Source organism: Flavobacterium eburneipallidum (assembly GCF_027111355.2).
Lineage (GTDB): Bacteria > Bacteroidota > Bacteroidia > Flavobacteriales > Flavobacteriaceae > Flavobacterium > Flavobacterium eburneipallidum.
Genome location: NZ_CP114291.2, coordinates 1,340,210 through 1,364,041 on the forward strand (window position 1 = coordinate 1,340,210; position 23,832 = coordinate 1,364,041).

The following is a 23,832-nucleotide window of genomic DNA, read 5'->3' on the forward strand; positions in this document are numbered from 1 at the left end:
AAGTTAAACTGTAAATACTTTTAATGTTTTGCTTATTTCTTCGTTTACAATTGCAGCAAATTCTTCAATTGTAACGCTAACATTCCCTTTTCCTTCCTGACCGTGACGGCGTATAGATATGGTTCCGTTTTTCTCTTCTTCCTCGCCTACAATCAGCATAAACGGGGTTTTCTGCATTTCTGCATCCCTAATTTTCTTTCCGATTGTCTCGCTTCGGTTGTCTATAAGGGCGCGAATTTCGTGATTTTCTAGCAGATTCAAAACTTTTTTAGCATAATTTTCATATTTCTCGCTCAAAGACAATATAATAGCCTGTTCTGGCATTAGCCAAAGTGGGAATTTTCCCCCAGTGTGTTCTATCAAAATAGCGATAAAACGCTCCATTGATCCAAAAGGAGCTCTGTGAATCATAACAGGTGTGTGTAGTTGATCGTCTGAACCTTTGTAAGTCAATTCAAAACGCTCTGGCAGGTTGTAATCAACCTGAATAGTCCCTAACTGCCATTGTCTTCCCAAAGCATCTTTTACCATGAAATCTAGCTTCGGACCGTAGAAAGCTGCTTCGCCATATTCAACAACAGTATTTAGTCCTTTATCGCGTGCTGCATTAATAATGGCATTTTCTGCTTTTTCCCAATTTTCATCGCTACCGATGTATTTCTCTCTGTTTTCTGGATCACGCAACGAAATCTGTGCCGTAAAATCTTCAAATCCTAATGAACCAAAAACATACAATACTAAATCAATTACGTTTTTAAATTCCTGATCCAATTGGTCTGGAGTACAAAAAATATGTGCATCATCTTGAGTAAACCCACGAACACGAGTCAAACCGTGTAATTCACCACTTTGCTCGTATCTATAAACCGTTCCAAATTCAGCATAACGTTTTGGTAAATCTTTGTACGACCAAGGTCTTACATTGAAGATTTCACAGTGGTGAGGGCAGTTCATCGGCTTTAATAAAAACTCTTCGCCTTCAGCAGGAGTATTTATCGGCTGAAAACTATCGGCTCCGTATTTTGCATAATGACCGGAAGTCACATACAATTCTTTCTGTCCAATATGCGGAGTGGCTACTTGTTCGTAACCTGCTTTCTTTTGAGCTTTTTTCAAAAATTGCTCCAAACGTTCACGAAGTGCAGCGCCTTTAGGTAGCCATAAAGGTAAGCCTTGACCAACTTTGGAAGAAAAAGCAAACAATTCCAATTCTTTACCTAGTTTTCTATGGTCTCTACGTTTAGCTTCTTCCAATAATTCTAGGTACTCGGTTAGGTCTTTTTGTTTAGGAAACGAAACGCCATAAACACGAGTCAATTGCTTGTTCTTTTCATCACCACGCCAGTAAGCACCAGCGACACTCATAATTTTCATCGCCTTGATGATTCCAGTATTTGGAATATGACCACCACGACACAAATCAGTAAAAGTAGAATGATCACAAAAAGTAATCGTTCCGTCTTCCAGATTCGTAATCAATTCTGTTTTATAAACATTGTCTTTGTATGTTTCCAAAGCTTCCGCTTTAGTCACAGTACGCAATTTGAATTCATGTTTCTCTCTCGATATTGCTAAAACACGATCCTCAATCTTTTTGAAATCGGCATCTGTAATTTTATGATCTTCAAAATCCACATCATAATAGAAACCATTAGAGATTGCTGGTCCAAGGGTCAATTTAATTCCAGGGTACATCTCTTCAAGCACTTGTGCCATCACGTGCGAAGTCGAATGCCAGAAAGCTTTCTTACCACCTTCGTCATTCCAAGTATATAAAGTAAGATTGCCATCCGTCGTCAAAGGAGTGGTGGTTTCAACAATTGTACCATTGAAAGAAGCCGAAATTACGTTTCTGGCAAATCCTTCACTAATGTTTTTAGCAACCTCCATCGGCGTTACGCCTGAATCAAACTCTCTAACTGACCCGTCGGGCAAAGTAATATTAATCATTGTTTTTAATTTTGTGAATGCAAATATAGACGATTAGAAAAATACACACAATATATATATGCAAGTTTATACATTATATATAGGAGTGATTTTCTTTAGGAGCTAAATCCTTCTCTCCGTTTCAAACGAAGTTCACTGAACTCCGATGAAAATAAAAGTGAATTGAAGTAATCTTGCTCAATCCATTCTATTTTTCTACGCTCAAAAAGGAGCTTCCTTTGGTTGCTCTTTTAGGACAATAAAAATTAGTCTGTCTTTTCACAAGGATTTCTACTACTATCAGGGCTAGGGTTGGTTGTTAATGAGAAAGTTTCTCTTTATATATAGGTAAGTTTATTAAAAGGGATATCCCGTTTTGAGCAATAAACGAGAATATTGATCTGTAAATACTCATAAGTGTCACGTCTTCCTCTTCTTTGGAGAGGGTCGGGGTGAGGTTTTTTTAGGCAATTCAAGAAGAGAATCCTTTTAAATGCGTTTTTTTTGTGTTAGCTAATCTGTGTTGATCTAGGTTTCATTGTGTTTGAATCCCACCAAAACCGCCACAATTCTCAAAAAGGTCTATCTTAAAATCATAATTTACAAAAAATCTCCTACTGTAAAACTCGTAAAGTCAGTGCTTTAAAAAAAAGAATAAAAAAAAGATTGAGAAAGGCATTGTTTAATTGAAAAGAGTGCCTACTTTTGCACCCGCAAAGACGCAGAAGTTCATTTAAAATACTGGCAAACGGATTAAAAGGATAAGAAAATTTATTTTCAAAAAATTCGAAAAAAGTTTGTGAGATTTAAAAAGAGGTGTTACATTTGCACCCCGCTAAAATAGCAACGATCATTGATATACTGGTAAAGAATTGAGAAGAAAGGGAGAAGAAATTTTCTTAAAAAAAACTTCAAAAAAGTTTGCCAGATTGAAAAAGAGTTACTACTTTTGCACCCGCTAAACGAAAGAATAGCGAGATATAAAAAGACACGTTCCTAGACATATTGAATTGACAGCCGTTCCGATGCAAATCGGAACAAATATAAAGAGAGTAAGAGAATCGGAAGATTTAAAAAACCACTAGAATTTGAGTCGAATAATAAATAAGTCGCAAGACTAAACAATATACGATGAAGAGTTTGATCCTGGCTCAGGATGAACGCTAGCGGCAGGCTTAACACATGCAAGTCGAGGGGTATAGTTCTTCGGAGCTAGAGACCGGCGCACGGGTGCGTAACGCGTATGCAATCTACCTTTCACAGAGGGATAGCCCAGAGAAATTTGGATTAATACCTCATAGTATAACGACTCGGCATCGAGATGTTATTAAAGTCACAACGGTGAAAGATGAGCATGCGTCCCATTAGCTAGTTGGTAAGGTAACGGCTTACCAAGGCTACGATGGGTAGGGGTCCTGAGAGGGAGATCCCCCACACTGGTACTGAGACACGGACCAGACTCCTACGGGAGGCAGCAGTGAGGAATATTGGTCAATGGACGCAAGTCTGAACCAGCCATGCCGCGTGCAGGATGACGGTCCTATGGATTGTAAACTGCTTTTGCACAGGAAGAAACAACGCTACGTGTAGCGTCTTGACGGTACTGTGAGAATAAGGATCGGCTAACTCCGTGCCAGCAGCCGCGGTAATACGGAGGATCCAAGCGTTATCCGGAATCATTGGGTTTAAAGGGTCCGTAGGCGGTTTAGTAAGTCAGTGGTGAAAGCCCATCGCTCAACGGTGGAACGGCCATTGATACTGCTAGACTTGAATTATAAGGAAGTAACTAGAATATGTAGTGTAGCGGTGAAATGCTTAGAGATTACATGGAATACCAATTGCGAAGGCAGGTTACTACTTATGGATTGACGCTGATGGACGAAAGCGTGGGTAGCGAACAGGATTAGATACCCTGGTAGTCCACGCCGTAAACGATGGATACTAGCTGTTGGAAGCAATTTCAGTGGCTAAGCGAAAGTGATAAGTATCCCACCTGGGGAGTACGTTCGCAAGAATGAAACTCAAAGGAATTGACGGGGGCCCGCACAAGCGGTGGAGCATGTGGTTTAATTCGATGATACGCGAGGAACCTTACCAAGGCTTAAATGTAGATTGACCGTTTTGGAAACAGAACTTTCGCAAGACAATTTACAAGGTGCTGCATGGTTGTCGTCAGCTCGTGCCGTGAGGTGTCAGGTTAAGTCCTATAACGAGCGCAACCCCTGTTGTTAGTTGCCAGCGAGTCAAGTCGGGAACTCTAACAAGACTGCCAGTGTAAACTGTGAGGAAGGTGGGGATGACGTCAAATCATCACGGCCCTTACGCCTTGGGCTACACACGTGCTACAATGGCCGGTACAGAGAGCAGCCACTGGGCGACCAGGAGCGAATCTATAAAACCGGTCACAGTTCGGATCGGAGTCTGCAACTCGACTCCGTGAAGCTGGAATCGCTAGTAATCGGATATCAGCCATGATCCGGTGAATACGTTCCCGGGCCTTGTACACACCGCCCGTCAAGCCATGGAAGCTGGGGGTGCCTGAAGTCGGTGACCGCAAGGAGCTGCCTAGGGTAAAACTGGTAACTAGGGCTAAGTCGTAACAAGGTAGCCGTACCGGAAGGTGCGGCTGGAACACCTCCTTTCTAGAGCTTTAGTGTTAGCTATATGCACGCTAAAGAAAGAAGACGAAAAATTCAAAAAGGTTGAATCGCAAGATTTAATTACTCTCGCTGTTAGTTCAAATAATACAATTTTAAGTAAAACAGAGTCTCGTAGCTCAGCTGGTTAGAGTACTACACTGATAATGTAGGGGTCGGCAGTTCGAGTCTGCCCGGGACTACTATTTTAACTTAAGAAAGGAAATTTTAGAGGTTGAGTGAAGCCGTTTTAAGTAGTGTTAACTGAAAACTGTTAACTGACAACTAAAAAATGGGGGATTAGCTCAGCTGGCTAGAGCGCCTGCCTTGCACGCAGGAGGTCAACGGTTCGACTCCGTTATTCTCCACAAAAAAGAGTGATCAGATTGCAGTGATTAGTATTCAGTTTAACTGGATACTCAAAATTGAACACTGAACACTTATTTTAAAGTTCATTGACATATTGAGATAAGAAATAATAAAAAGTAGAAAGCGTTTTTTGCTATGCAAATAGTAAAAGACAAAAAAAACGGTCGTAATTGATTTTACGATTGGTACAATAAGCAAAATAAGGGCGTATGGGGGATGCCTTGGCTCTCAGAGGCGATGAAAGGCGTGATAAGCTGCGAAAAGTTACGGGGACGAGCACACATCGTATGATCCGTAAATACCTGAATGGGGCAACCCACTATGTTGAAGACATAGTACACCGATAGGTGGGCGAACCCGCTGAACTGAAACATCTAAGTAGGCGGAGGAGAAGAAAACAAAAGTGATTCCGTAAGTAGTGGCGAGCGAACGCGGATTAGCCCAAACCAATGTTGTTACGGCAATGTTGGGGTTGTAGGACCACGACATTTTATGTACAAGGAACCAGAAGCTACTGGAAAGTAGCGCCAAAGAGAGTGATAGCCTCGTATGGGTAACAAGTATAATAGATAGTGGTATCCTGAGTAGGGCGGGGCACGTGAAACCCTGTCTGAATTTGGCGGGACCATCCGCTAAGGCTAAATACTCCTGAGAGACCGATAGTGAACCAGTACCGTGAGGGAAAGGTGAAAAGAACCGTGAATAACGGAGTGAAATAGATCCTGAAACCATACGCTTACAAGCGGTCGGAGCCCTTTCGTGGGGTGACGGCGTGCCTTTTGCATAATGAGCCTACGAGTTAACGTTGCTGGCAAGGATAAGTGGTTAAGCCACGGATCCGTAGCGAAAGCGAGTCTGAATAGGGCGCTTTAGTCAGTAGTGTTAGACGCGAAACCGTGTGATCTACCCATGGGCAGGATGAAGCTGTGGTAACACACAGTGGAGGTCCGAACCGGTTGACGTTGAAAAGTCTTCGGATGACCTGTGGGTAGGGGTGAAAGGCCAATCAAACTCGGAAATAGCTCGTACTCCCCGAAATGCATTTAGGTGCAGCGTTGGTTATAAGTTATATAGAGGTAGAGCTACTGATTGGATGCGGGGGCTTCACCGCCTACCAATTCCTGACAAACTCCGAATGCTATATAATGTTTACCAGCAGTGAGGGCTTGGGTGCTAAGGTCCAAGTCCGAGAGGGAAAGAACCCAGACCATCAGCTAAGGTCCCCAAATATATGTTAAGTTGAAAGAACGCGGTTTGTCTGCATGGACAGCTAGGATGTTGGCTTGGAAGCAGCCATTCATTTAAAGAGTGCGTAACAGCTCACTAGTCGAGCGGACGAGCATGGATAATAATCGGGCATAAACATATTACCGAAGCTATGGATTTTGTATTTATTTACAAAGTGGTAGGGGAGCATTCTAACAGGGTAGAAGGTGTGTTGTAAAGCATGCTGGACTGGTTAGAAAAGAAAATGTAGGCATAAGTAACGATAATGCGGGCGAGAAACCCGCACACCGAAAGACTAAGGTTTCCACAGCTATGCTAATCAGCTGTGGGTTAGTCGGGACCTAAGGCGAACCCGAAAGGGACAGTCGATGGACCACGGGTTAATATTCCCGTACTACTAATTACTGTGATGGGGTGACGGAGTGATGAAAGCGCCGCGAACTGACGGAATAGTTCGTTGAAGTACCTACCTATAAGATCTGCAGGCAAATCCACAGATTTTGGGGAAATACGATAGTACACGGAGACTTCGGTTGAAGTGATAGTGCGCCTAAGGGCTTCCAAGAAAAACCTCTAAACTTCAGGTAATTAGTACCCGTACCGCAAACCGACACAGGTAGTCGAGGAGAGAATCCTAAGGTGCTCGAGAGATTCATGGCTAAGGAATTAGGCAAAATAGACCCGTAACTTCGGGAGAAGGGTCGCCCCGAGCAATCGGGGCCGCAGTGAAGAGGTCCAGGCGACTGTTTATCAAAAACACAGGGCTCTGCAAAATCGTAAGATGAAGTATAGGGCCTGACACCTGCCCGGTGCTGGAAGGTTAAGAGGAGATGTTATCTTCGGAGAAGCATTGAATTGAAGCCCCAGTAAACGGCGGCCGTAACTATAACGGTCCTAAGGTAGCGAAATTCCTTGTCGGGTAAGTTCCGACCTGCACGAATGGTGTAACGATCTGGACACTGTCTCAGCCATGAGCTCGGTGAAATTGTAGTAACGGTGAAGATGCCGTTTACCCGCAGTGGGACGAAAAGACCCTGTGCACCTTTACTATAGCTTAGTATTGACCTTGGATAAATGATGTGTAGGATAGGTTGGAGACTGTGAAGTGGCGTCGCCAGGCGTTGTGGAGTCATTGTTGAAATACAACCCTTTGTTTATCTGAGGCCTAACCCCATATTGTGGGGGACATTGCTTGGTGGGTAGTTTGACTGGGGTGGTCGCCTCCAAAAGAGTAACGGAGGCTTCTAAAGGTTCCCTCAGTACGCTTGGTAACCGTGCGTAGAGTGCAATGGCATAAGGGAGCTTGACTGAGAGACATACAGGTCGATCAGGTACGAAAGTAGAGCATAGTGATCCGGTGGTTCCGCATGGAAGGGCCATCGCTCAAAGGATAAAAGGTACGCCGGGGATAACAGGCTGATCTCCCCCAAGAGCTCATATCGACGGGGGGGTTTGGCACCTCGATGTCGGCTCGTCACATCCTGGGGCTGGAGAAGGTCCCAAGGGTTGGGCTGTTCGCCCATTAAAGTGGCACGCGAGCTGGGTTCAGAACGTCGTGAGACAGTTCGGTCTCTATCTACTGTGGGCGCAAGAAATTTGAGTGGATCTGATTCTAGTACGAGAGGACCGAATTGGACTAACCTCTAGTGTATCTGTTGTTCCGCCAGGAGCATCGCAGAGTAGCTACGTTGGGAAGGGATAAGCGCTGAAAGCATATAAGCGCGAAACCCACCACAAGATGAGATTTCTTTTAAGGATCGTGGGAGATGACCACGTTGATAGGCTATAGATGTAAAGGCAGTAATGTCATAGTCGAGTAGTACTAATAATCCGTAAGCTTATGTACACCCTTTTCCCGAGCCGCAAGGCTCGGGGAGAAACTTTCTAATACTTTTTATATTCTTTATCTCAGTATGTTAAGATATTATTGCAATTTTTAATTTTTAATTCGAAATTTTTAATTGCAAATAATTGCCCAAAGCAATTATAACCTCTTAAGGTGGTTATTGCGGCGGGGCTCACCTCTTCCCATCCCGAACAGAGTAGTTAAGCCCGCCTGCGCAGATGGTACTGCAGTTATGTGGGAGAGTATGTCGTCGCCTTTCTTTTGAAAACCCTGTTTCGTTTAGAAACAGGGTTTTTTGTTTTGGGGAATATTTGAATTTTTTTGGAATCAATTCTAAATCTCTTATTTCAATAAAAATTAATAAACTATATTTGCTATCCAATAAAAATAAAATTATAGATATAAACTAAAAGATATATAAAATATAGCGTTTCGCTAAAGATTTCCCTGCTTTCTTAAATCCGCAAAATTTGAAAAATGTAGCACTGGGAACTCAAAGCTGAAACGTCTGCGCTATGCGTGGGCGGTTCTCTTTGTTTGTGCTACAAGGCTTTTTGCGGAGCCGAAGAAAGCAAACACGTGGGAATTTAGCCCACGTTGTATTTTGTAGCAATACAAAATATAATTTTCGCATGATAAAAGACACTATACTCAATAACGAGAATACAGCTATAAATACCAAAGAAATTTCCATCTTAAAAGAACATTTTTCGTCTTGTTTTAAAAAAGATGGCAGTTTTGATATAGAACGATTTAAGGAAGAACTAAAAGACAAAGTAGATGTTGTTCACGAAGGATATGAACTTAAGTTTCTTGGTAAAAGTTATGCTAAACTTTTAGCTTCATTGGACACTACAACGGTAATTACACCCAATACAGACCACAATAATTTACCCGAAAACAAGAACAGCGAGAACATTTACATTAGTGGTGATAATCTTGATGGATTGAAGCATTTATTGAAATCTTATTCTAAAAGTGTAAAATGTATTTATATAGACCCGCCATATAATACGGGTAGTGATGGATTTGTGTATAAAGACAATTTCAATTTTACTGTTGATGAATTGCAAGACAAATTAAGCGTTGACGAAACCCAAGCCAAAAGAATTTTAGATTTAACCAAAAGAGATTCTGCATCGCACTCGGCTTGGCTCATGTTTATGTATGCACGTTTGCAATTGGCAAAAGATTTATTAAAAGATGATGGCGTAATTTTCATCTCGATTGATGATAACGAACAAGCCAATTTGAAATTGTTGTGTGATGATATTTTTGGGGAGGAAAATTTTCTAGGTAATTTACCAACAATAATGAACTTAAAAGGTAATAATGATGAATTTGGATTTTCTGGAACTCATGAATATACAATCGTTTATTCAAAAAATAAAACTAATGCTCAATTATATGAATTAAATATTAATGAAGAAGAAGTAGATTCTTGGGAAGAAGATGAGATTGGATTCTTCAAAAAAGGAAGAAGTATATTAGCTACTTCGGATGATAAATATAGAGAAAGCAGACCATTTTCTTATTTTCCATTTCTACTAAAAGAAAATAATTTGTCTTTAATTTCAAAAGAGGAATTTGAGAGAATTTATGATAACGAAGAGAAAATATTTGATGATGAATATGTTGAAGAGCTAAAAAATAAATATGAATTATTGGGTTATGAGATAATCTTACCTATTAATAATAGTGATGAAAAATGTAGATGGACATGGGGTTTTGATGGCAAAATAAACACCCATTTAAACGATTTAATTGTCACAAAAACAAAAAACGGCTTTAGTTTGAACACAAAACAAAGACCTAGTTTGGGGGAATTATTAACAAAAAAACCTAAAACAATTTTTTACAAACCAGAATATAGTAGTGGTAATGGGACTAATCAAGTTAAGGAATTATTAGGAATAAAAGCTTTTAGTAACCCAAAGCCAATCGATTTAATAGAAGATTTAATTACAATTGGGGGTAATAAGGATTCATTGTTTCTAGATTTCTTTTCAGGTTCTGCATCATTAGCAAATGCAGTAGTAAGATTGAACTCTTTTGACAGCGGTAGCAGAAAATTTATCTCCATTCAATTGCCTGAAAAGTTAGATGTTTCTAGTTTAATACAAAAAAACGCTTTCGATTTCTTAAAATCCAATAATAGACCAACGACATTAGATTACGTTGGTGTTGAAAGAATTATTAGAGCATCTAAAAAAATTAAAGTAGAAACAGAAGCAGAAATTGATTTCGGTTTCAAACATTTCATCCTCAACGAACCCAATCAAAATACTTTAGATAAACTAGAAAGTTTTAGCAAAGTAAGTCTGCTTGGCGATGCTACTATTTTAGATGATTTTGGTACAGAAACTGTATTGACTACTTGGCTCAACAATGACGGTTACGGGTTGAATGCAAATGTTGAAACCATAGAATTAAATGGCTACACGGCTTATTATTACAAGAAACATTTGTATTTGATAAATCCCAATTTTACTCAGGAAGCGATGGTTGTACTATTTGAAAAATACGATACAATAGTCGGTTTTAATCCAGAAAACATTGTGCTGTTTGGTTATAGTTTTAACGAATGGTCAGTTACTGAAATGTTAGAAAAGAATTTGAGAATTCTGAATGATAGCGAAAAGAATTTGAAAATCAATATTGATGTAAGGTACTAACTATGGAATTAATTTTAAAAAATGGTTTACCGCATCAAGAAAAAGCAGTTGATGCTATTAGTACTATTTTCGGGGGTAGTAGTTTTGTGAAAAACAATATGTATTACTCCAATCCTATTTTGGATTTGGATAAAGAGCTATTGCTGGAACGAATCAAAGCTATTCAAAAAGTTAATACAGTTGATGCAGAATATGTGAATTTGAATGGTATTCAAAACTATTTGAATTTGGATATAAAAATGGAAACGGGTACAGGAAAAACATACGTTCAAACCGCTACTATTTTTGAGCTTCATAAAAAATTTAAGATTAATAAATTTATAATTGTTGTGCCCACGCTTGCTATCAAAGCAGGAACCAAACAATTCATTCAAGACAGTTACACCAAAAAACATTTTAAGGACGTTTGCGGTTATGGCACTGAAATAGAATTACAGGTTTTAGAAGCAGGTAAAACTAAAAAAGGTAAAAAATTTTTTCCGAGTACCGTTCGAGAATTTGTTTCGGGTTCGAGTCAAAATGCCAATAAAATTTATGTTTTATTAACCAATATGGCGTTGTTTAGCAACAGAAAAGATGCGATGTTGAATCGGGATGATTATGATTATGGTCCAGAAGGATTTCATCGTCCGGTTGATGCTTTAAAAGCAACAAAACCTTTCTTGATTATTGATGAACCACATCGTTTTTCAAAAGAACAAAAGACATTCGAGTTTATTACCAATGATATTCAACCACAATGTATTATTAGGTTTGGAGCGACGTTTCCAACAATAACAAAAGCAAAAAAAACATTCAAAGATTATCATAATTTATTGTACAACTTAACGGCTTGTGATGCTTTCAATCAAAATTTGATAAAAGGAATTACGAAAGAACATTTTGAACCTCTATCGAACAAAGACGATAAGGTGAAAATTATGTCGGTTCAAAGCAAAACAGCAGTTAAGCTGAATTACATTCAAAAGGGAAATGCAACCAAATCTTTTGAATTAAAGAAAGGCGATAGTCTGTCTTTAATTTCAACAGAATTAGAAGGAATTGTTATCGAGGCAATCGGTTCCAATTATATAGAATTATCAAATGGTCAGACCAAGTTCCAAGGCGAAGAGTTTGTTAATGATATTTACTCTTCTTCTTATCAAGAGCAAATGTTAAAATTGGCAATTGATAGGCATTTTGAAACCGAGAAAATTAATTTTGATAGAAAGTTTAAGATAAAAACACTAGCACTTTTCTTTATTGATGATATTCATTCCTATCGAAAATATGATAAAAGTGAAAAAGAAACCTATCTAAAAAACACTTTTGAAAAGCTATTATTAGAAAAGATAAACGAAGTTTTACCAACACTTTCTATAGAAAATGATAGCGATTATATTGATTATTTAAAAGCATCCAAATTAGATATTTCGGCTTGTCATGCAGGTTATTTTTCGCAAGACAATACTAATTCTGACGAAGAAATAGCCAATCAAATCAATGAAATTTTATTTGATAAAAAGAAATTACTTTCCATAAAACTAGATGATGGAAAACTGAATACAAGGCGTTTTTTATTTTCTAAATGGACTTTGAAAGAAGGTTGGGATAATCCGAATGTGTTTACGATTACAAAATTGCGTTCGAGCGGAAGTGAAAATAGTAAAATTCAAGAAGTTGGGAGAGGTTTGCGTTTGCCTGTAGATGAAAATGGTAATAGAATATCTAACGAAGATTTTAAACTCAATTATATTATAGATTTTACCGAAGCCGATTTTGCAGAAAAATTAGTGAATGAAATTAATGATGAATTGCCAAAAGGTTTTGTGCTTTCTGAAGAGAAAATTATTGAAGTTGCAACAAAATTAGATACAACTAAAAACGATTTGTTTAAGAAGTTACTTGTCAATGATTATATTGATATGGACAGAAATATTAATTTAGAAAAAGTAATACAATTTTTTGAAGAATACCCTGATTTTGTCACAGGATTGAACAACAATAAAATTACAGATAGAAATAAAGTTAAAGAACGAAAAGTAAAAATTCGTCCTGCACAATACAACGAAATAAAAACACTTTGGGAAGCCATTAATCAAAAATATTTGTTGTTCTATGAAAAAATAGAAAGCGATAATTATTTAAAAAATGAATTAGTTTCCGTTTTTAAAAACGATGTTTTTGTAGATGTAATTATTTCGAGTAAAAGAGAAGTTTTAAATACTTCGGATGGAATAATGCTATTGAATGATAGTAGTGGCATTCAATATAAAATCATTAAAAGAGTAGGCTATGGAGAATTTTTGAAAAAAATAAATAAGCAAACTAATATTCCAATTCAATTGCTAAATCAAGCTCTAATCGAATATTCAAAAACTAACAAAATTGATGAAGATAGAATAAATGAATTTAGCGTAGCCAATTTTGTTTCTAAATTCAGTGATTGGAAAACAAACAATCTTGAAGGTCGATTTTCTTATGGTAAAACGAAAATCAAATTGAATTCAACCGCTTTAACTTTTGCAAATGGAACTCCACGTTCAGAAATAACACAAGGAGTAATTGGGACAAAATTTATTGAAGGAAATCCTGTGGAGAAATATTTGTATGATACTTATGCTTATGATTCTCCATTAGAAAAAGATAATATTTTAGAACAGGTGCAAGAGGTAGTTGTTTATGGAAAAATCCCAAGACGAAGTATTTCTATTCCAACAATTACTGGTCAATCCTACAGTCCAGATTTTATGTACGTAGTAAAAAAAGCAGGCGGAAATAAAATTCTAAATATTATTGTTGAAACAAAAGACGTTAAAAATGAATCTGATTTAAGAAAAATTGAAACGGCAAAAATTAATTGTGCTAAAGAATTCTTTAAACAATTAACGATTGATGGTTATTCTGTAGCTTTTCATGAGCAGATAAGTAATACTAAAATGAAGCAAATTATTGAGGATGTTCTGATTTAAAGATATTTTTATAATACCCACAATCACCACAAATCAAACACTCCCCACATTTCGGAACTGGTCGACAAATCTCCCTTCCTAAAAAAGAAATCGCCATTCCAATTTCTCCCCAAATGGCTTTTGGTAATACTTGCATCAATTGTTTTTCAACTTTGATGCCATCTTTGGATTCGGGGATTAATCCAATTCTGGGTGCTACTCTGATGACGTGTAAGTCGGCAATGATTCCTTCGGCGGGAATTCCTGATTCTCGCATAATCACATTAGCGGATTTTCGTCCGATTCCTTTTAGAGTAAGTAAACCATTCATCTTGAGTGGAATATTTTCGTCTTTTTGGAGGATTTTTGCAATTTCGAGTAACCAATTGGCTTTGGTTTCAAAATTTTTGACTTCAATAATATAAGAAACTAAAGAATTGAAATTGGCAACAGCAAGACTTTCCATATTGGGGAAAGCAGCAAATAAAGTGGGAGCAATGCTGTTGATATTGGCGTCCGAATCTTGGGCTGACAATACAACCATTACCATTAATTGATACAAATTATGATACTGCAACGGATGTTTTTGCCCTTTGTATTGGGTTAGAATTGGCTCTAATTTTTCGACCCATTCATTCGTTTCATCAAATAGATTCATAATTAAAATCGTAGTGAAATGCTATTGATTATTACTGATTCTTTTTGGCTTTAATCATGGCTTCCAACTGATCCCAAAGTTCTTCGGGAATGGCTTCCAGAATATTAAATTGTCCTGCGCCTTTCAACCATTCGCCACCATCAATAACAATAACTTCTCCATTGATATAGCCCGAAAAATCAGAAACCAAATAAGCGGCTAGATTGGCTAATTCTTGGTGATCGCCTACTCGTTGTAAAGGTACTTTTTTCGACATGTCAAATTTTTCTGCCAAGTCGCCAGGTAATAATCGGTCCCAAGCGCCTTTGGTAGGGAAAGGTCCTGGAGCTATAGCATTGGTACGAATTCCGTATTTGGCCCATTCTACGGCAAGACTTCGGGTCATTGCCAAAACTCCTGCTTTGGCAGTAGCACTTGGAACTACATAAGCAGAACCTGTAAAAGCATAAGTGGTCACGATATTCAATACAGTCGAAGTGGTTTGTTTGCTTTCTATCCAATGTTTTCCGAAAGCCAACGTACAGTTTTTTGTTCCTTTCAAAACGATGTCAATTACGGTATCAAAGGCATTGGCAGATAACCTTTCTGTGGGTGAAATAAAATTTCCCGCTGCATTATTGAGTAATACATCTACTTTTCCATAGACTTTTAAAACTTCTTGAAGCATCGTCTCGACTTGATCGTAATGACGAACGTCACATTGAACGGCGAGGCATATTCCTCCTGTTTCTGTTTCTAATTCCTTGGCAGTGTTTTGAAGTTTTTCTAAATCACGTGAACTGATGGCTACTTTGGCTCCCAATTCCATAAAATAGCGAGTCATAGCTTTTCCTAATCCGCTTCCGCCACCGGTCACTACAATTACCTTATCACTTAAAGCATCATCACGAAGCATTTTTGCCGAGAAATCCATAGTTTTGTTTTTTAGGTATAAGTAAATATAAGCAAAATAGAATGGGGTTTTGTTCTAATTGATTGAATTATTTACTATTTCGTCAAAAGTAGCACCATTTTTGGTTGCTTGTATGGTTATTTCTAATATATTTCCTTTTCCTGTTTTTGTAGCATTAGCCAATGTGTCAAGTGCTAATTGTACTTTGTGAGTATCTCGATTTGGATGAATTGGTTCTAATTTTTGGTCGTTGATTGCTCGAAATTCTTTAGCTTCTTTCTTGTCGTTTATTTTTACAAATCCAGAGGCTATAGCTTGGGTCATTCCTCCAATATTTTCAATCGCTTCTATAATTTCCCAAGTTTTTTGGACAATTTCATTAGTCAAACTTTCGATATAAAAACTTCCAGCCCATGGATCGACAGTTTTGTTGGTTTTTGTTTCATTTTGCAAAATGAGCTGTGTATTTTTAGCTATTCTGTCGGAATGTTTTTTAGGTAAATTTTCGTCATCAATAGAATTGGTCATCAAGGATTCAGTTCCTCCCAAGACTGCTGCAATAGCTTCAATAGTCATTCGAGTCAAATTATCCAAAGGAGTTGGTGAACTAAAATTGGCAATGACAGTTTGACTGTGAATTCGCAAATCAAGCGATTTAGTTTCTTTTGGTTCAAATGATTGTATAAGTTTTGCCCAAATCATTCTTGCGGCTCGCATTTTGGCAATTTCCGTGAAATGATTCATGCCAACATTAAAAGAAAAAGAAAGTTGAGAAGCTAAATCGTCAATTTTCATTCCTTTGGTCAATCCAGTTTTGATAATTTCCAAACCGTAAATCAAAGTATAAGCCAATTGTTTATCAACAGTTGTTCCAGCTTTTTCAAGCGTACATCCTGAAATTAAAATTGGATTCAATTTGGATTTGTTTGTATGGTTATATTCTAAAATATCGGTGCAAATTCGTAACGAATTTTGGTAGGATTGAGGAATTTTTAGTGTTGTTGAAATCTCATTTTGAATAATTCTAGAAAGCTGTTCTGGGTTTAAATTTAGTTCTTCGGCAGCTACGCAATAAAAAGCCATAATGGGCAAAATAGTATTAGATGTAGCCTGTAAAACTGAAATTTCATTAGTAGAAGGTTGGTTAATCCATTCTTTCATATCTTCGACAGTATCAATGGTGAAATCTGTTTTTTTATGAATTTCCCAAGCTTGTTGAATATACATCGTGCTGTGAATTCCTCGTAAATTGGGTGCAAAACCAGCTCCAAAATCTAAATGTTCCAAACCTTCAATATCCACTTCGGAATAGTTAGATTTTAGTTGGATTCCTTCAGCAGTAAGATAATGATTTGTTTTTATTACATCACTTTTAACTTTGGATTTTTCAATTTGGATATGTTGGAAATTTTTCCTCATGATTCTTGTTCTAGAGAAAGACGATCTTGTTCTATTTTTTCGGCTAATCGTTTTTCGATTATGGGGCTAATTAATGTTTTTCTAGAGTTTGTTTTTGCAAAAGGATACAATTCTAATTCATTTTTCATTCGGTCATTTCTGTTCAAATGCTTGTTCCCTCCAACGATAATTTCTTTCCTAGAATCGAATATTTTTTGCTCTTTATCGGCACTTTCTTGAATTTTTCTTCTGATAATTCCTTCGTTGAGTTGTTTTAAAAAACCGCCATTGACTTCTATATCTTTGAATACTATTAGTGCTTTTTCAGCTAATTGATGTGTTAAAGTTTCGATGTAGTAACTCCCGTCAGCTGGATTATTTACTTTGTCAAAGTAGCTTTCCTTCTTTAGAATAAGCAATTGATTTCGGGCTAGTTGATTGCTGATTTCATTGTTTTTGCGAAATAAGGCGTCATGCGGCAAGTTGGCAATAGCATTGGCGCCACCTAAAATGGCACTCATACATTCAGTTGTGGCTCTTGCTATATTTAGACTCGAATCATAAATTGTTTTGTTCCGTTTAGTGGGTGAAACTAGCAAATGACAGTCTAGATTATGATTGTATTCTTTAGCAATGAGATGAAAAAGCAATCGTAAAGCTCGGAGTTTGGCAATTTCAAAAAAGTAATTCGACCCTACCGAAATTTCAAAAACAATTGGTTGGTTTATAGTCGTAATTTGGTTGAAATATTCATTGGCATGAGCCAAACTATAGGCGATTTGTTGTACTATATTGGCACCCGCATTTTGATACAAACCTCCATTAATGCTAATTAGTGAAACTGCTGTTGTTGAAAGTAAATTTAAGCTGTCGAAATTTGTTTTTTCTTGTGTAGTAAACCAATTTCCATCTTTGGCTAATTGACCAATTGGGTCTAGATTGCAGTATATTTTAGCATTGTTTTTTTGGGCAAATGCTTCCGTTTTTTTAATAAAATCAATAGATAAGAAAGATAAGTTGAAATAGATTGTTACTTTTTCGAATGCTATATTTTCAAGTAGTTTCGAGATGTCAATCTTTTCATCTTTTATCGTGAAACGAATGCTTTCTGAACCAAGATTGATAGTTTCGATAGCACGGAGATTCGATTTTTCTACATTTTGAACAAATATATTTTGGCAAATTTTGAATTCACTGGCTTTAGTTTCAACAGAAAAAATTCCTTTGAATTCATCTCGATGGTAAAATGGTTTTACCTGAATATCTTCGGGAGAATTCCAAATTAAGGTTTGGTTGTAATCGGCTCCATTGAGTTCGAACTGGATTTTTTGTTTCCATTGTTTGGAAGACACAGGATCGAAATCGTTGAATAGATTTTTCATTTTTTGGGTTCAGGATTGTTTTACCGCTAGGACAGAAAGGCGCAAATTTTAGATTGAGAAACTATTTTGAGATACTTAAAAAGATTATCTTTTAATATCTTTTTCAATAGTATCGCCTTCAAATTCTATGATGTAGATGTCTTCACTATCTTTTTTCATATAGTATTTTTCTCGGGCGTATTTTTCTATTTGTCCAGGATTTTTGAGCTGTTTGATGCTTTTTTCGTCTTTTTTGATTTCTTGTTGGTAGTATTCTTTATTGTCTTCGAGTTCATCGATTTGATTGTCTAAAACTTTATGATCGAAATAGGAATAGTTGTCTAAAAAAATCATCCAACTGGCAAAAAACAACAAAACCCAAACGTATTTGTTGCTTAAAAATTTGAACCAAGCTTTGTCTTTAAATTGATTTGTCATTTGAAATACTTTGTTTTACTCTACTAGCTAAAAAATAGCTGATAAAAATACAATAAAATTATAGAATGCGTTGGTTTATTACCGCACGAACTACGTCAATGGCTACTGTATTGTATTTGTCGTTGGGAATAATGATATCTGCAAATGCTTTTGTAGATTCTATAAACTGCTGGTGCATGGGTTTTAGAGTCGTTTGATAACGGTTTAGTACTTCTTCCATATCACGGCCTCGCTCGGCAATATCTCGTTTTAATCTTCGGATTAATCGCTCGTCAGAATCGGCGTGAACAAATATTTTTATATCAAACAAGTCACGAAGTTCTGGATTCGAAAGAATTAAAATCCCTTCCACAATCATTACTTTTCGAGGATGTGTCACAATGGTATCATCAGTTCTATTATGGGTTGCAAAAGAATAAACGGGTTGATGGATGGTATTTCCGGCTTTAAGTTCTTTAAGATGCGCAACTAATAATTCAAAATCGATCGATCTTGGATGATCAAAATTGGTCTTACATCGTTCTTCATAACTTTCTAAAGTAGAGGCTTTGTAATACGAATCTTGGGCAATGATTCCTACTTCCGTATCGGGTAGTTCATTCATTATTTGATGTACTACGGTTGTTTTTCCAGAGCCAGTTCCTCCTGCAATTCCTATTACTAACATAAAAAGCGATGTTTTGTTTTGAGCAACAAAAATAGGGATTTATTGGTTTAGATTCAGGAATTATTCTTCATATCCTTGACTAAATTTGTAGCAAAATTTTCTTCGTTTTTATACTATTTTTAAGGTCAAAATTATTTTATTCCTTATTTGGTAAATAGTTTTGGATAAGCAAAAATTATTTCTATATTTGCACCCGCTTTCGGGGTGTAGCGTAGCTCGGTTATCGCGCCTGCTTTGGGAGCAGGAGGCCGCAGGTTCGAATCCTGCCACCCCGACCAATTGAATCCTTTCTGTCTTTGCAGAAGGGATTTTTTTATTATAGCATAACAAAAAATGATAATTTCGTTTATATTATCCAGCATTTATAACTTATTTTTGTGCTGTTAAAAAAATCAAATATACTATGTCAACTACAATCGAAAAAATAAAATGTCTTATTATAGGTTCAGGTCCTGCGGGTTATACGGCAGCAATTTATGCGGCTAGAGCGAACATGAACCCCGTTTTATACCAAGGAATGCAACCAGGAGGTCAATTGACTACTACTAACGAAGTGGAAAATTTTCCAGGTTATGTGGATGGCGTTACAGGTCCAGAAATGATGATACAATTGCAGGCTCAAGCGCAACGTTTTGGTGCTGATATCCGTGACGGATGGGCAACCAAAGTAGATTTTAGCAGTGGAGTTCATAAAGTTTGGATCAACGATACAATCGAATTGCATTGCGAAACGGTAATTATTTCAACTGGAGCTTCTGCTAAATATTTAGGATTAGAATCAGAACAACATTATTTAAAAATGGGTGGAGGCGTTTCTGCTTGTGCTGTTTGTGATGGATTTTTCTATAGAAACCAAGAAGTAGTAATCGTTGGAGCAGGGGATTCTGCTTGTGAAGAGGCACATTATTTGTCTAAATTATGTTCAAAAGTAACGATGCTAGTGCGTAGCGATAAATTTAGAGCTTCGAAAATCATGGAAGAACGCGTTCGTAAAACCGAGAATATCTCCATTTTGATGAACCATGATACGGTTGAAATTTTAGGAGACGGAAATGTGGTTACGGGTGTAAAAGCTAAAAATAAAACTACTGGCGATATATTTGATATTCCAGCGACTGGTTTCTTTGCTGCTATTGGTCACAAACCGAATACAGATATTTTTGCAGACTATCTAACTTTGGATGAAACAGGGTATATTGTGAATACTCCAGGGACTTCAAAAACCAATGTTGCGGGCGTTTTTGTGGCTGGTGATGCTGCAGATCATGTGTATCGTCAGGCGATAACTGCTGCTGGAACAGGTTGTATGGCTGCGTTGGATGCCGAAAGATATTTGGCTGCTTTAGAAGCTTAATCATTTTTGAATATAGCATAAAAAAAGTCTCAATTGTTAGGATTGAGACTTTTTTTTTGGAATTACTTCGTTGGCTTTTTGCTCAATGAAGTGTTATCTACAAATCGTTTCATTTCTATTTTTTGATCGCCATAGAGTCTAATTTCGGAGTTTCCAGAAGCGTCAAGAATAAGATTTTCACTAACGTTGATACTGCAATCTGAATAGCTTTCGGTTGTTAATTGGGCGTTTTTAATGATAAGTTTATCGGCAGTTAAAACACTGTTGTTGTCTAATCGAATGGTGCTATTAGACACATCTCCTTCGATAGATGCTTTTGCTTTTTGATACAAATCACATTTTAAATCGGCTGAAGTAATTAAGGCTTTTAATGCAGCATTTTTGCTCAATTGGATAGTAGTATTTTCTGATTTCAGGTTGAGTTCTATTTTGGAATTATCTTCTGATTTTAGGTTGAAATTTTTGGAATTTACATTCAAAAAAAGTTTGGCTTTATCAAAAGATTCAAATGCAATTTCATTTAATTGAATTTCTTGTATGGCATTTATTGTAGTGTTGTTCTTTGCTGTAATCTTTTTTAATTCTTTGGTATAGGTAACTCGAACGATGATTTTCTTGAAATTGGTGATTTCTTTTGTGGTGTTAATCCGAAGTGTTTTGGCAGTTACATCAATAGCAATCACATCGTGAAGGTTGTCGTCGGCTTCAATTTTTAATTCGCATTTTTCTCCTCTGTCCAGATATACTTCAATATTGTCGCTTACTTCTATTGCCTCAAAATTATCTATTGTTTTAGATTCAATAGTAACTGTTTTAGATCCTTTTATTTTTTCACTTTTTTGAGCTGATGCTAGGGTAGAAACCAAAAGTAATAGCAATATCATGTAGTTCTTTTTCATTTTGAGAGTAGTTGAGTGTTTTTACAAATATAAAAAAATCATCCACTTTTGATGGATGATTGATCTAAATTTTGGTAGAATGGGAATTCTTATTCTTCGCTGACACTTCCTCCTGAATTTTCTTCTTTCGAAAGTGTTTTTGGATTTTTGTGGTAACTGATACTACTTCCGCTTGATGCGTTTGCTTCTAATTTTAGAATAGGATAAATAGAAATACTACTTCCACTTTCAGATTGAGCTACAATCTCGTTTGTCATTAAATTTTCGGCATCAATACTGCTTCCGCTGGCCGAATAGGTATCTAGTTTTAAGGCTTTTCCGCTGGCTTCAATATGGCTTCCGCTTTCAGATTCTATTTTGATAGCATCGGCTTCCACTTCGATATTAATTTCGCTTCCACTACTGGCTTTTACAATAATATTTTCGGTTATCAATACATCTTGACTGGTTATTTCCGAACCACCGTTGGTTTCCAAACCATTAATTACTGGTAGTTTTACATTCACTACAGGTGTTTCGTCAGTGTTGTAGCTTTCGTCGGCTTCAATTTTCAAAATACCATTTTCTACTTTGGTAATGATGTGTTTTTGTAAATTATCATCCGTTTCAACTGTTATCGATTTGTGGTTGGATTGTTCAATATTTACCTCAATTCCATTGCTTACTTCAATTTTAGTAAAGTCTTGGCTCACATTTCTAGTTTCGGTTGTCATGTTGCCACTTCCTTTTATTCCGTCACTAAAATTCATAGAAGTATGTACGCAAGAGGAGAATAACAATGCTATTATGGTAGCAACAATAAATTTGATTAGTAAGGTGATGAGCTTTATCATACGAATTAGTTTTTGGTTATAATTCCGTCTTTGTTTACTGATAATCCTTTTTTGCCAGTAGTTTTGTTGGTGGTTTTCGTAATCACTTCGCCGTTTACGGTAACCGTTGTGGTAACAATACTGTCTTTTTGTTCTTGATTGTTGTTGTAGATTATACTTTCTTGAGAACAGTTTTGGCATCTTATCATATCGTTTTCTACTTGATAAACGCCATCACTAAAATCAGCATCCCACAAAAAGTAATCTCCATCGGTATCATCGTAATTAGCCATAGATTTATCCATTTTTAATAAGGTTCCTATAGGCAAGAATAATGTAATGTCTATTTCCTGATCGCGGAATTTCTCTTTTAATTCAGTTAAAAGATAGTTATCCAAAATTAGTTGATTTCCAATGAATTTGTATCCGTATTTTATTTTTTCTGCTCTTTTTTTAGCTTCGAATAAAGTAGCACCTCGGGCTTCTCTCTCAATTTGAATGTAAGCCAATTTGTCATCTGATTGCGCTATTCTAAAATTAACATCGTTCGAATAAATGACTTTGTTGCCAGCAGAATCCAGTGTGATTTTAAAATCGTTGCGATCATCAATGTTTTTAGCAAAAGTATCATTGTGCTTGAATTTTAGCAAAAGAGTATCGGTTGGTTTTAGGTTAATAGATTCTCTTTGAACTACTCGTCCGTCAACAGCATAAGCGGAAAGTTGTTTTGCTCCAATGCTGATGGCTAATGTAACCGATATAATCCAAATGGCTAATAGGGTATATTTGGCAATGTTTCCAATGGATTTTAGGTTGGGAGACAACAGTTTGAAACCCAATAAGGTTAAGAAAAAGAAAGGAATTCCTACTGCAAAAAACATAATAACTCCAAAAGCCCAAACTGGATATTCGGTAAAATTTCCTGATTCAATAAAAACACTCCACGGAAATTCTATGAACGAAGTGGTGCCCAAAGCAAAAATCCCAACAAATAAAACAACTAATGTAGATAATCCAGTGATTATTAAAATTACACCAAGAATTTTAGAGAAAGCTTTAAAAATAGTGATGATAAAATCGCCAAGCGAACTACCTACTTTTTCGGCTCCTGTTTTGATACGGTTGCCCATTTCGTCATAATTGGCATTTTTAAATTTTTCAGAAAGGCTATCATATTCTTCTCTAACTTTTTTTTCAATATTCGAAATAGTAACGGCTTCTCCAGTCATTTCTAATTTTTCGGCAGTTGTTTTTGCTTCTGGCATTACAATCCAAAGTACAATATAGGCTAGAACTCCTGTGCCACCAGCAAATAAAAGGGCTAACATTAGTACACGAAACCAAACTTTGTCAATTCCAAAATAATGCCCCAATCCAGCTAATACTCCTCCAATCATCCCATTTTCGGTATCTCTATATAGTTTTTTAGCTTTTGATGCTGCTAAATTTGGAGTTGCAGTTCCAGTTTCTTCATCATCAATTCTATAATCTTCGGGTTGTCCCATTACAGCAATTACTTCGTCTACGTCTTTCAGAGCAACAACATGTTTGTCTGTTTTTTGCTTTTCGGTTAGCAATTCTGAAACACGCATTTCAATGTCTTTGATGATTTCGTCTTGTCCAGATGAATTCGATAAAGAACGTTTAATGGCATCAAAATAACGGGTCAGTTTTTGGTATGCGTCTTCGTCAATGTGAAAGAACATTCCGCCTAGATTTATATTTACAGTTTTGTTCATGG

General features: G+C 36.8%; 13 protein-coding genes, 3 tRNA genes and 3 rRNA genes. 9 read left to right on the top strand and 10 right to left on the bottom strand.

What is annotated here, in order from left to right; all coding sequences use genetic code 11:
* Nucleotides 1–3: 3 nt before the first annotated feature.
* Nucleotides 4–1,950: a threonine--tRNA ligase gene (gene thrS, locus OZP15_RS05510; RefSeq protein WP_281337231.1), complete on the bottom strand. Its 1,947-nt coding sequence runs from the start codon at nucleotides 1,948–1,950 to the stop codon at nucleotides 4–6.
* Between the two features lie 1,107 nt (nucleotides 1,951–3,057).
* Between thrS and OZP15_RS05515 the strand changes: the two genes are divergently transcribed.
* From OZP15_RS05515 to OZP15_RS05545, 7 genes are all read left to right on the top strand, one after another.
* Nucleotides 3,058–4,571: ribosomal RNA gene (locus OZP15_RS05515) — 16S ribosomal RNA — on the top strand.
* A gap of 123 nt (nucleotides 4,572–4,694) precedes the next feature.
* A tRNA-Ile gene (locus OZP15_RS05520) sits at nucleotides 4,695–4,768 on the top strand.
* A 91-nt stretch (nucleotides 4,769–4,859) separates the two neighbouring features.
* Nucleotides 4,860–4,933: transfer RNA gene (locus OZP15_RS05525), tRNA-Ala, on the top strand.
* A 189-nt stretch (nucleotides 4,934–5,122) separates the two neighbouring features.
* Nucleotides 5,123–8,007, top strand: a 23S ribosomal RNA gene (locus OZP15_RS05530).
* A 149-nt stretch (nucleotides 8,008–8,156) separates the two neighbouring features.
* A 5S ribosomal RNA gene (rrf, locus tag OZP15_RS05535) occupies nucleotides 8,157–8,266 on the top strand.
* The 16S, 23S and 5S rRNA genes sit together here with 2 tRNA genes alongside, the layout of an rRNA operon.
* 373 nt (nucleotides 8,267–8,639) lie before the next feature.
* The gene (locus OZP15_RS05540; RefSeq protein ID WP_269227478.1) at nucleotides 8,640–10,682 is read left to right on the top strand and encodes a site-specific DNA-methyltransferase; all 2,043 of its coding nucleotides are present in this window, start codon (nucleotides 8,640–8,642) and stop codon (nucleotides 10,680–10,682) included.
* A 2-nt stretch (nucleotides 10,683–10,684) separates the two neighbouring features.
* The gene (locus OZP15_RS05545; RefSeq protein WP_281337232.1) at nucleotides 10,685–13,633 is read left to right on the top strand and encodes a type III restriction-modification system endonuclease; all 2,949 of its coding nucleotides are present in this window, start codon (nucleotides 10,685–10,687) and stop codon (nucleotides 13,631–13,633) included.
* On the opposite strand, the gene OZP15_RS05550 is transcribed toward OZP15_RS05545, so the two are convergent.
* From OZP15_RS05550 to udk, 6 genes are all read right to left on the bottom strand, one after another.
* A complete protein-coding gene (locus tag OZP15_RS05550; RefSeq protein ID WP_281337233.1) occupies nucleotides 13,611–14,270 on the bottom strand; it encodes an endonuclease III domain-containing protein in 660 nt (219 codons plus the stop codon). The two genes, OZP15_RS05545 and OZP15_RS05550, sit on opposite strands and share 23 nt — an antisense overlap.
* Nucleotides 14,271–14,301: 31 nt before the next feature.
* Nucleotides 14,302–15,183 carry an SDR family oxidoreductase gene (locus OZP15_RS05555; RefSeq protein ID WP_281337234.1) on the bottom strand — a complete coding sequence of 294 codons (882 nt, stop codon included), beginning with the start codon at nucleotides 15,181–15,183 and terminating at the stop codon, nucleotides 14,302–14,304.
* A gap of 54 nt (nucleotides 15,184–15,237) precedes the next feature.
* Entirely contained in the window at nucleotides 15,238–16,581 is a 1,344-nt protein-coding gene (locus tag OZP15_RS05560; RefSeq protein WP_269227482.1) for a methylmalonyl-CoA mutase family protein, read from the bottom strand.
* Nucleotides 16,578–17,942, bottom strand: coding sequence for a methylmalonyl-CoA mutase subunit beta (locus OZP15_RS05565; protein WP_281337235.1), 1,365 nt, complete (start codon nucleotides 17,940–17,942; stop codon nucleotides 16,578–16,580). Before OZP15_RS05565 ends, OZP15_RS05560 begins: the two co-directional genes overlap by 4 nt.
* 84 nt (nucleotides 17,943–18,026) lie before the next feature.
* Nucleotides 18,027–18,359 (bottom strand): FtsB family cell division protein, encoded by a 333-nt coding sequence (locus OZP15_RS05570; protein ID WP_269227483.1) that lies wholly within the window; start codon nucleotides 18,357–18,359, stop codon nucleotides 18,027–18,029.
* Nucleotides 18,360–18,417: 58 nt separating this feature from the next.
* On the bottom strand, nucleotides 18,418–19,026 hold the full coding sequence (gene udk, locus OZP15_RS05575) for a uridine kinase (protein WP_269227484.1): 609 nt from the start codon (nucleotides 19,024–19,026) through the stop codon (nucleotides 18,418–18,420).
* 200 nt (nucleotides 19,027–19,226) lie between these two features.
* Here udk and OZP15_RS05580 point away from each other — a divergent pair.
* Together OZP15_RS05580 and trxB are read left to right on the top strand one after the other, a co-directional pair.
* Nucleotides 19,227–19,304 (top strand) — tRNA-Pro (locus OZP15_RS05580).
* Between the two features lie 125 nt (nucleotides 19,305–19,429).
* Nucleotides 19,430–20,380, top strand: a complete 951-nt coding sequence (trxB, locus tag OZP15_RS05585) for a thioredoxin-disulfide reductase (RefSeq protein WP_269227485.1) — start codon at nucleotides 19,430–19,432, stop codon at nucleotides 20,378–20,380.
* Between the two features lie 62 nt (nucleotides 20,381–20,442).
* On the opposite strand, the gene OZP15_RS05590 is transcribed toward trxB, so the two are convergent.
* From OZP15_RS05590 to OZP15_RS05600, 3 genes are all read right to left on the bottom strand, one after another.
* Entirely contained in the window at nucleotides 20,443–21,279 is an 837-nt protein-coding gene (locus OZP15_RS05590; RefSeq protein ID WP_269227486.1) for a GIN domain-containing protein, read from the bottom strand.
* An 89-nt stretch (nucleotides 21,280–21,368) separates the two neighbouring features.
* Nucleotides 21,369–22,112: a head GIN domain-containing protein gene (locus OZP15_RS05595; RefSeq protein WP_269227487.1), complete on the bottom strand. Its 744-nt coding sequence runs from the start codon at nucleotides 22,110–22,112 to the stop codon at nucleotides 21,369–21,371.
* A 5-nt stretch (nucleotides 22,113–22,117) separates the two neighbouring features.
* Nucleotides 22,118–23,830 carry a PspC domain-containing protein gene (locus OZP15_RS05600; RefSeq protein ID WP_281337236.1) on the bottom strand — a complete coding sequence of 571 codons (1,713 nt, stop codon included), beginning with the start codon at nucleotides 23,828–23,830 and terminating at the stop codon, nucleotides 22,118–22,120.
* Nucleotides 23,831–23,832: the final 2 nt, after the last annotated feature.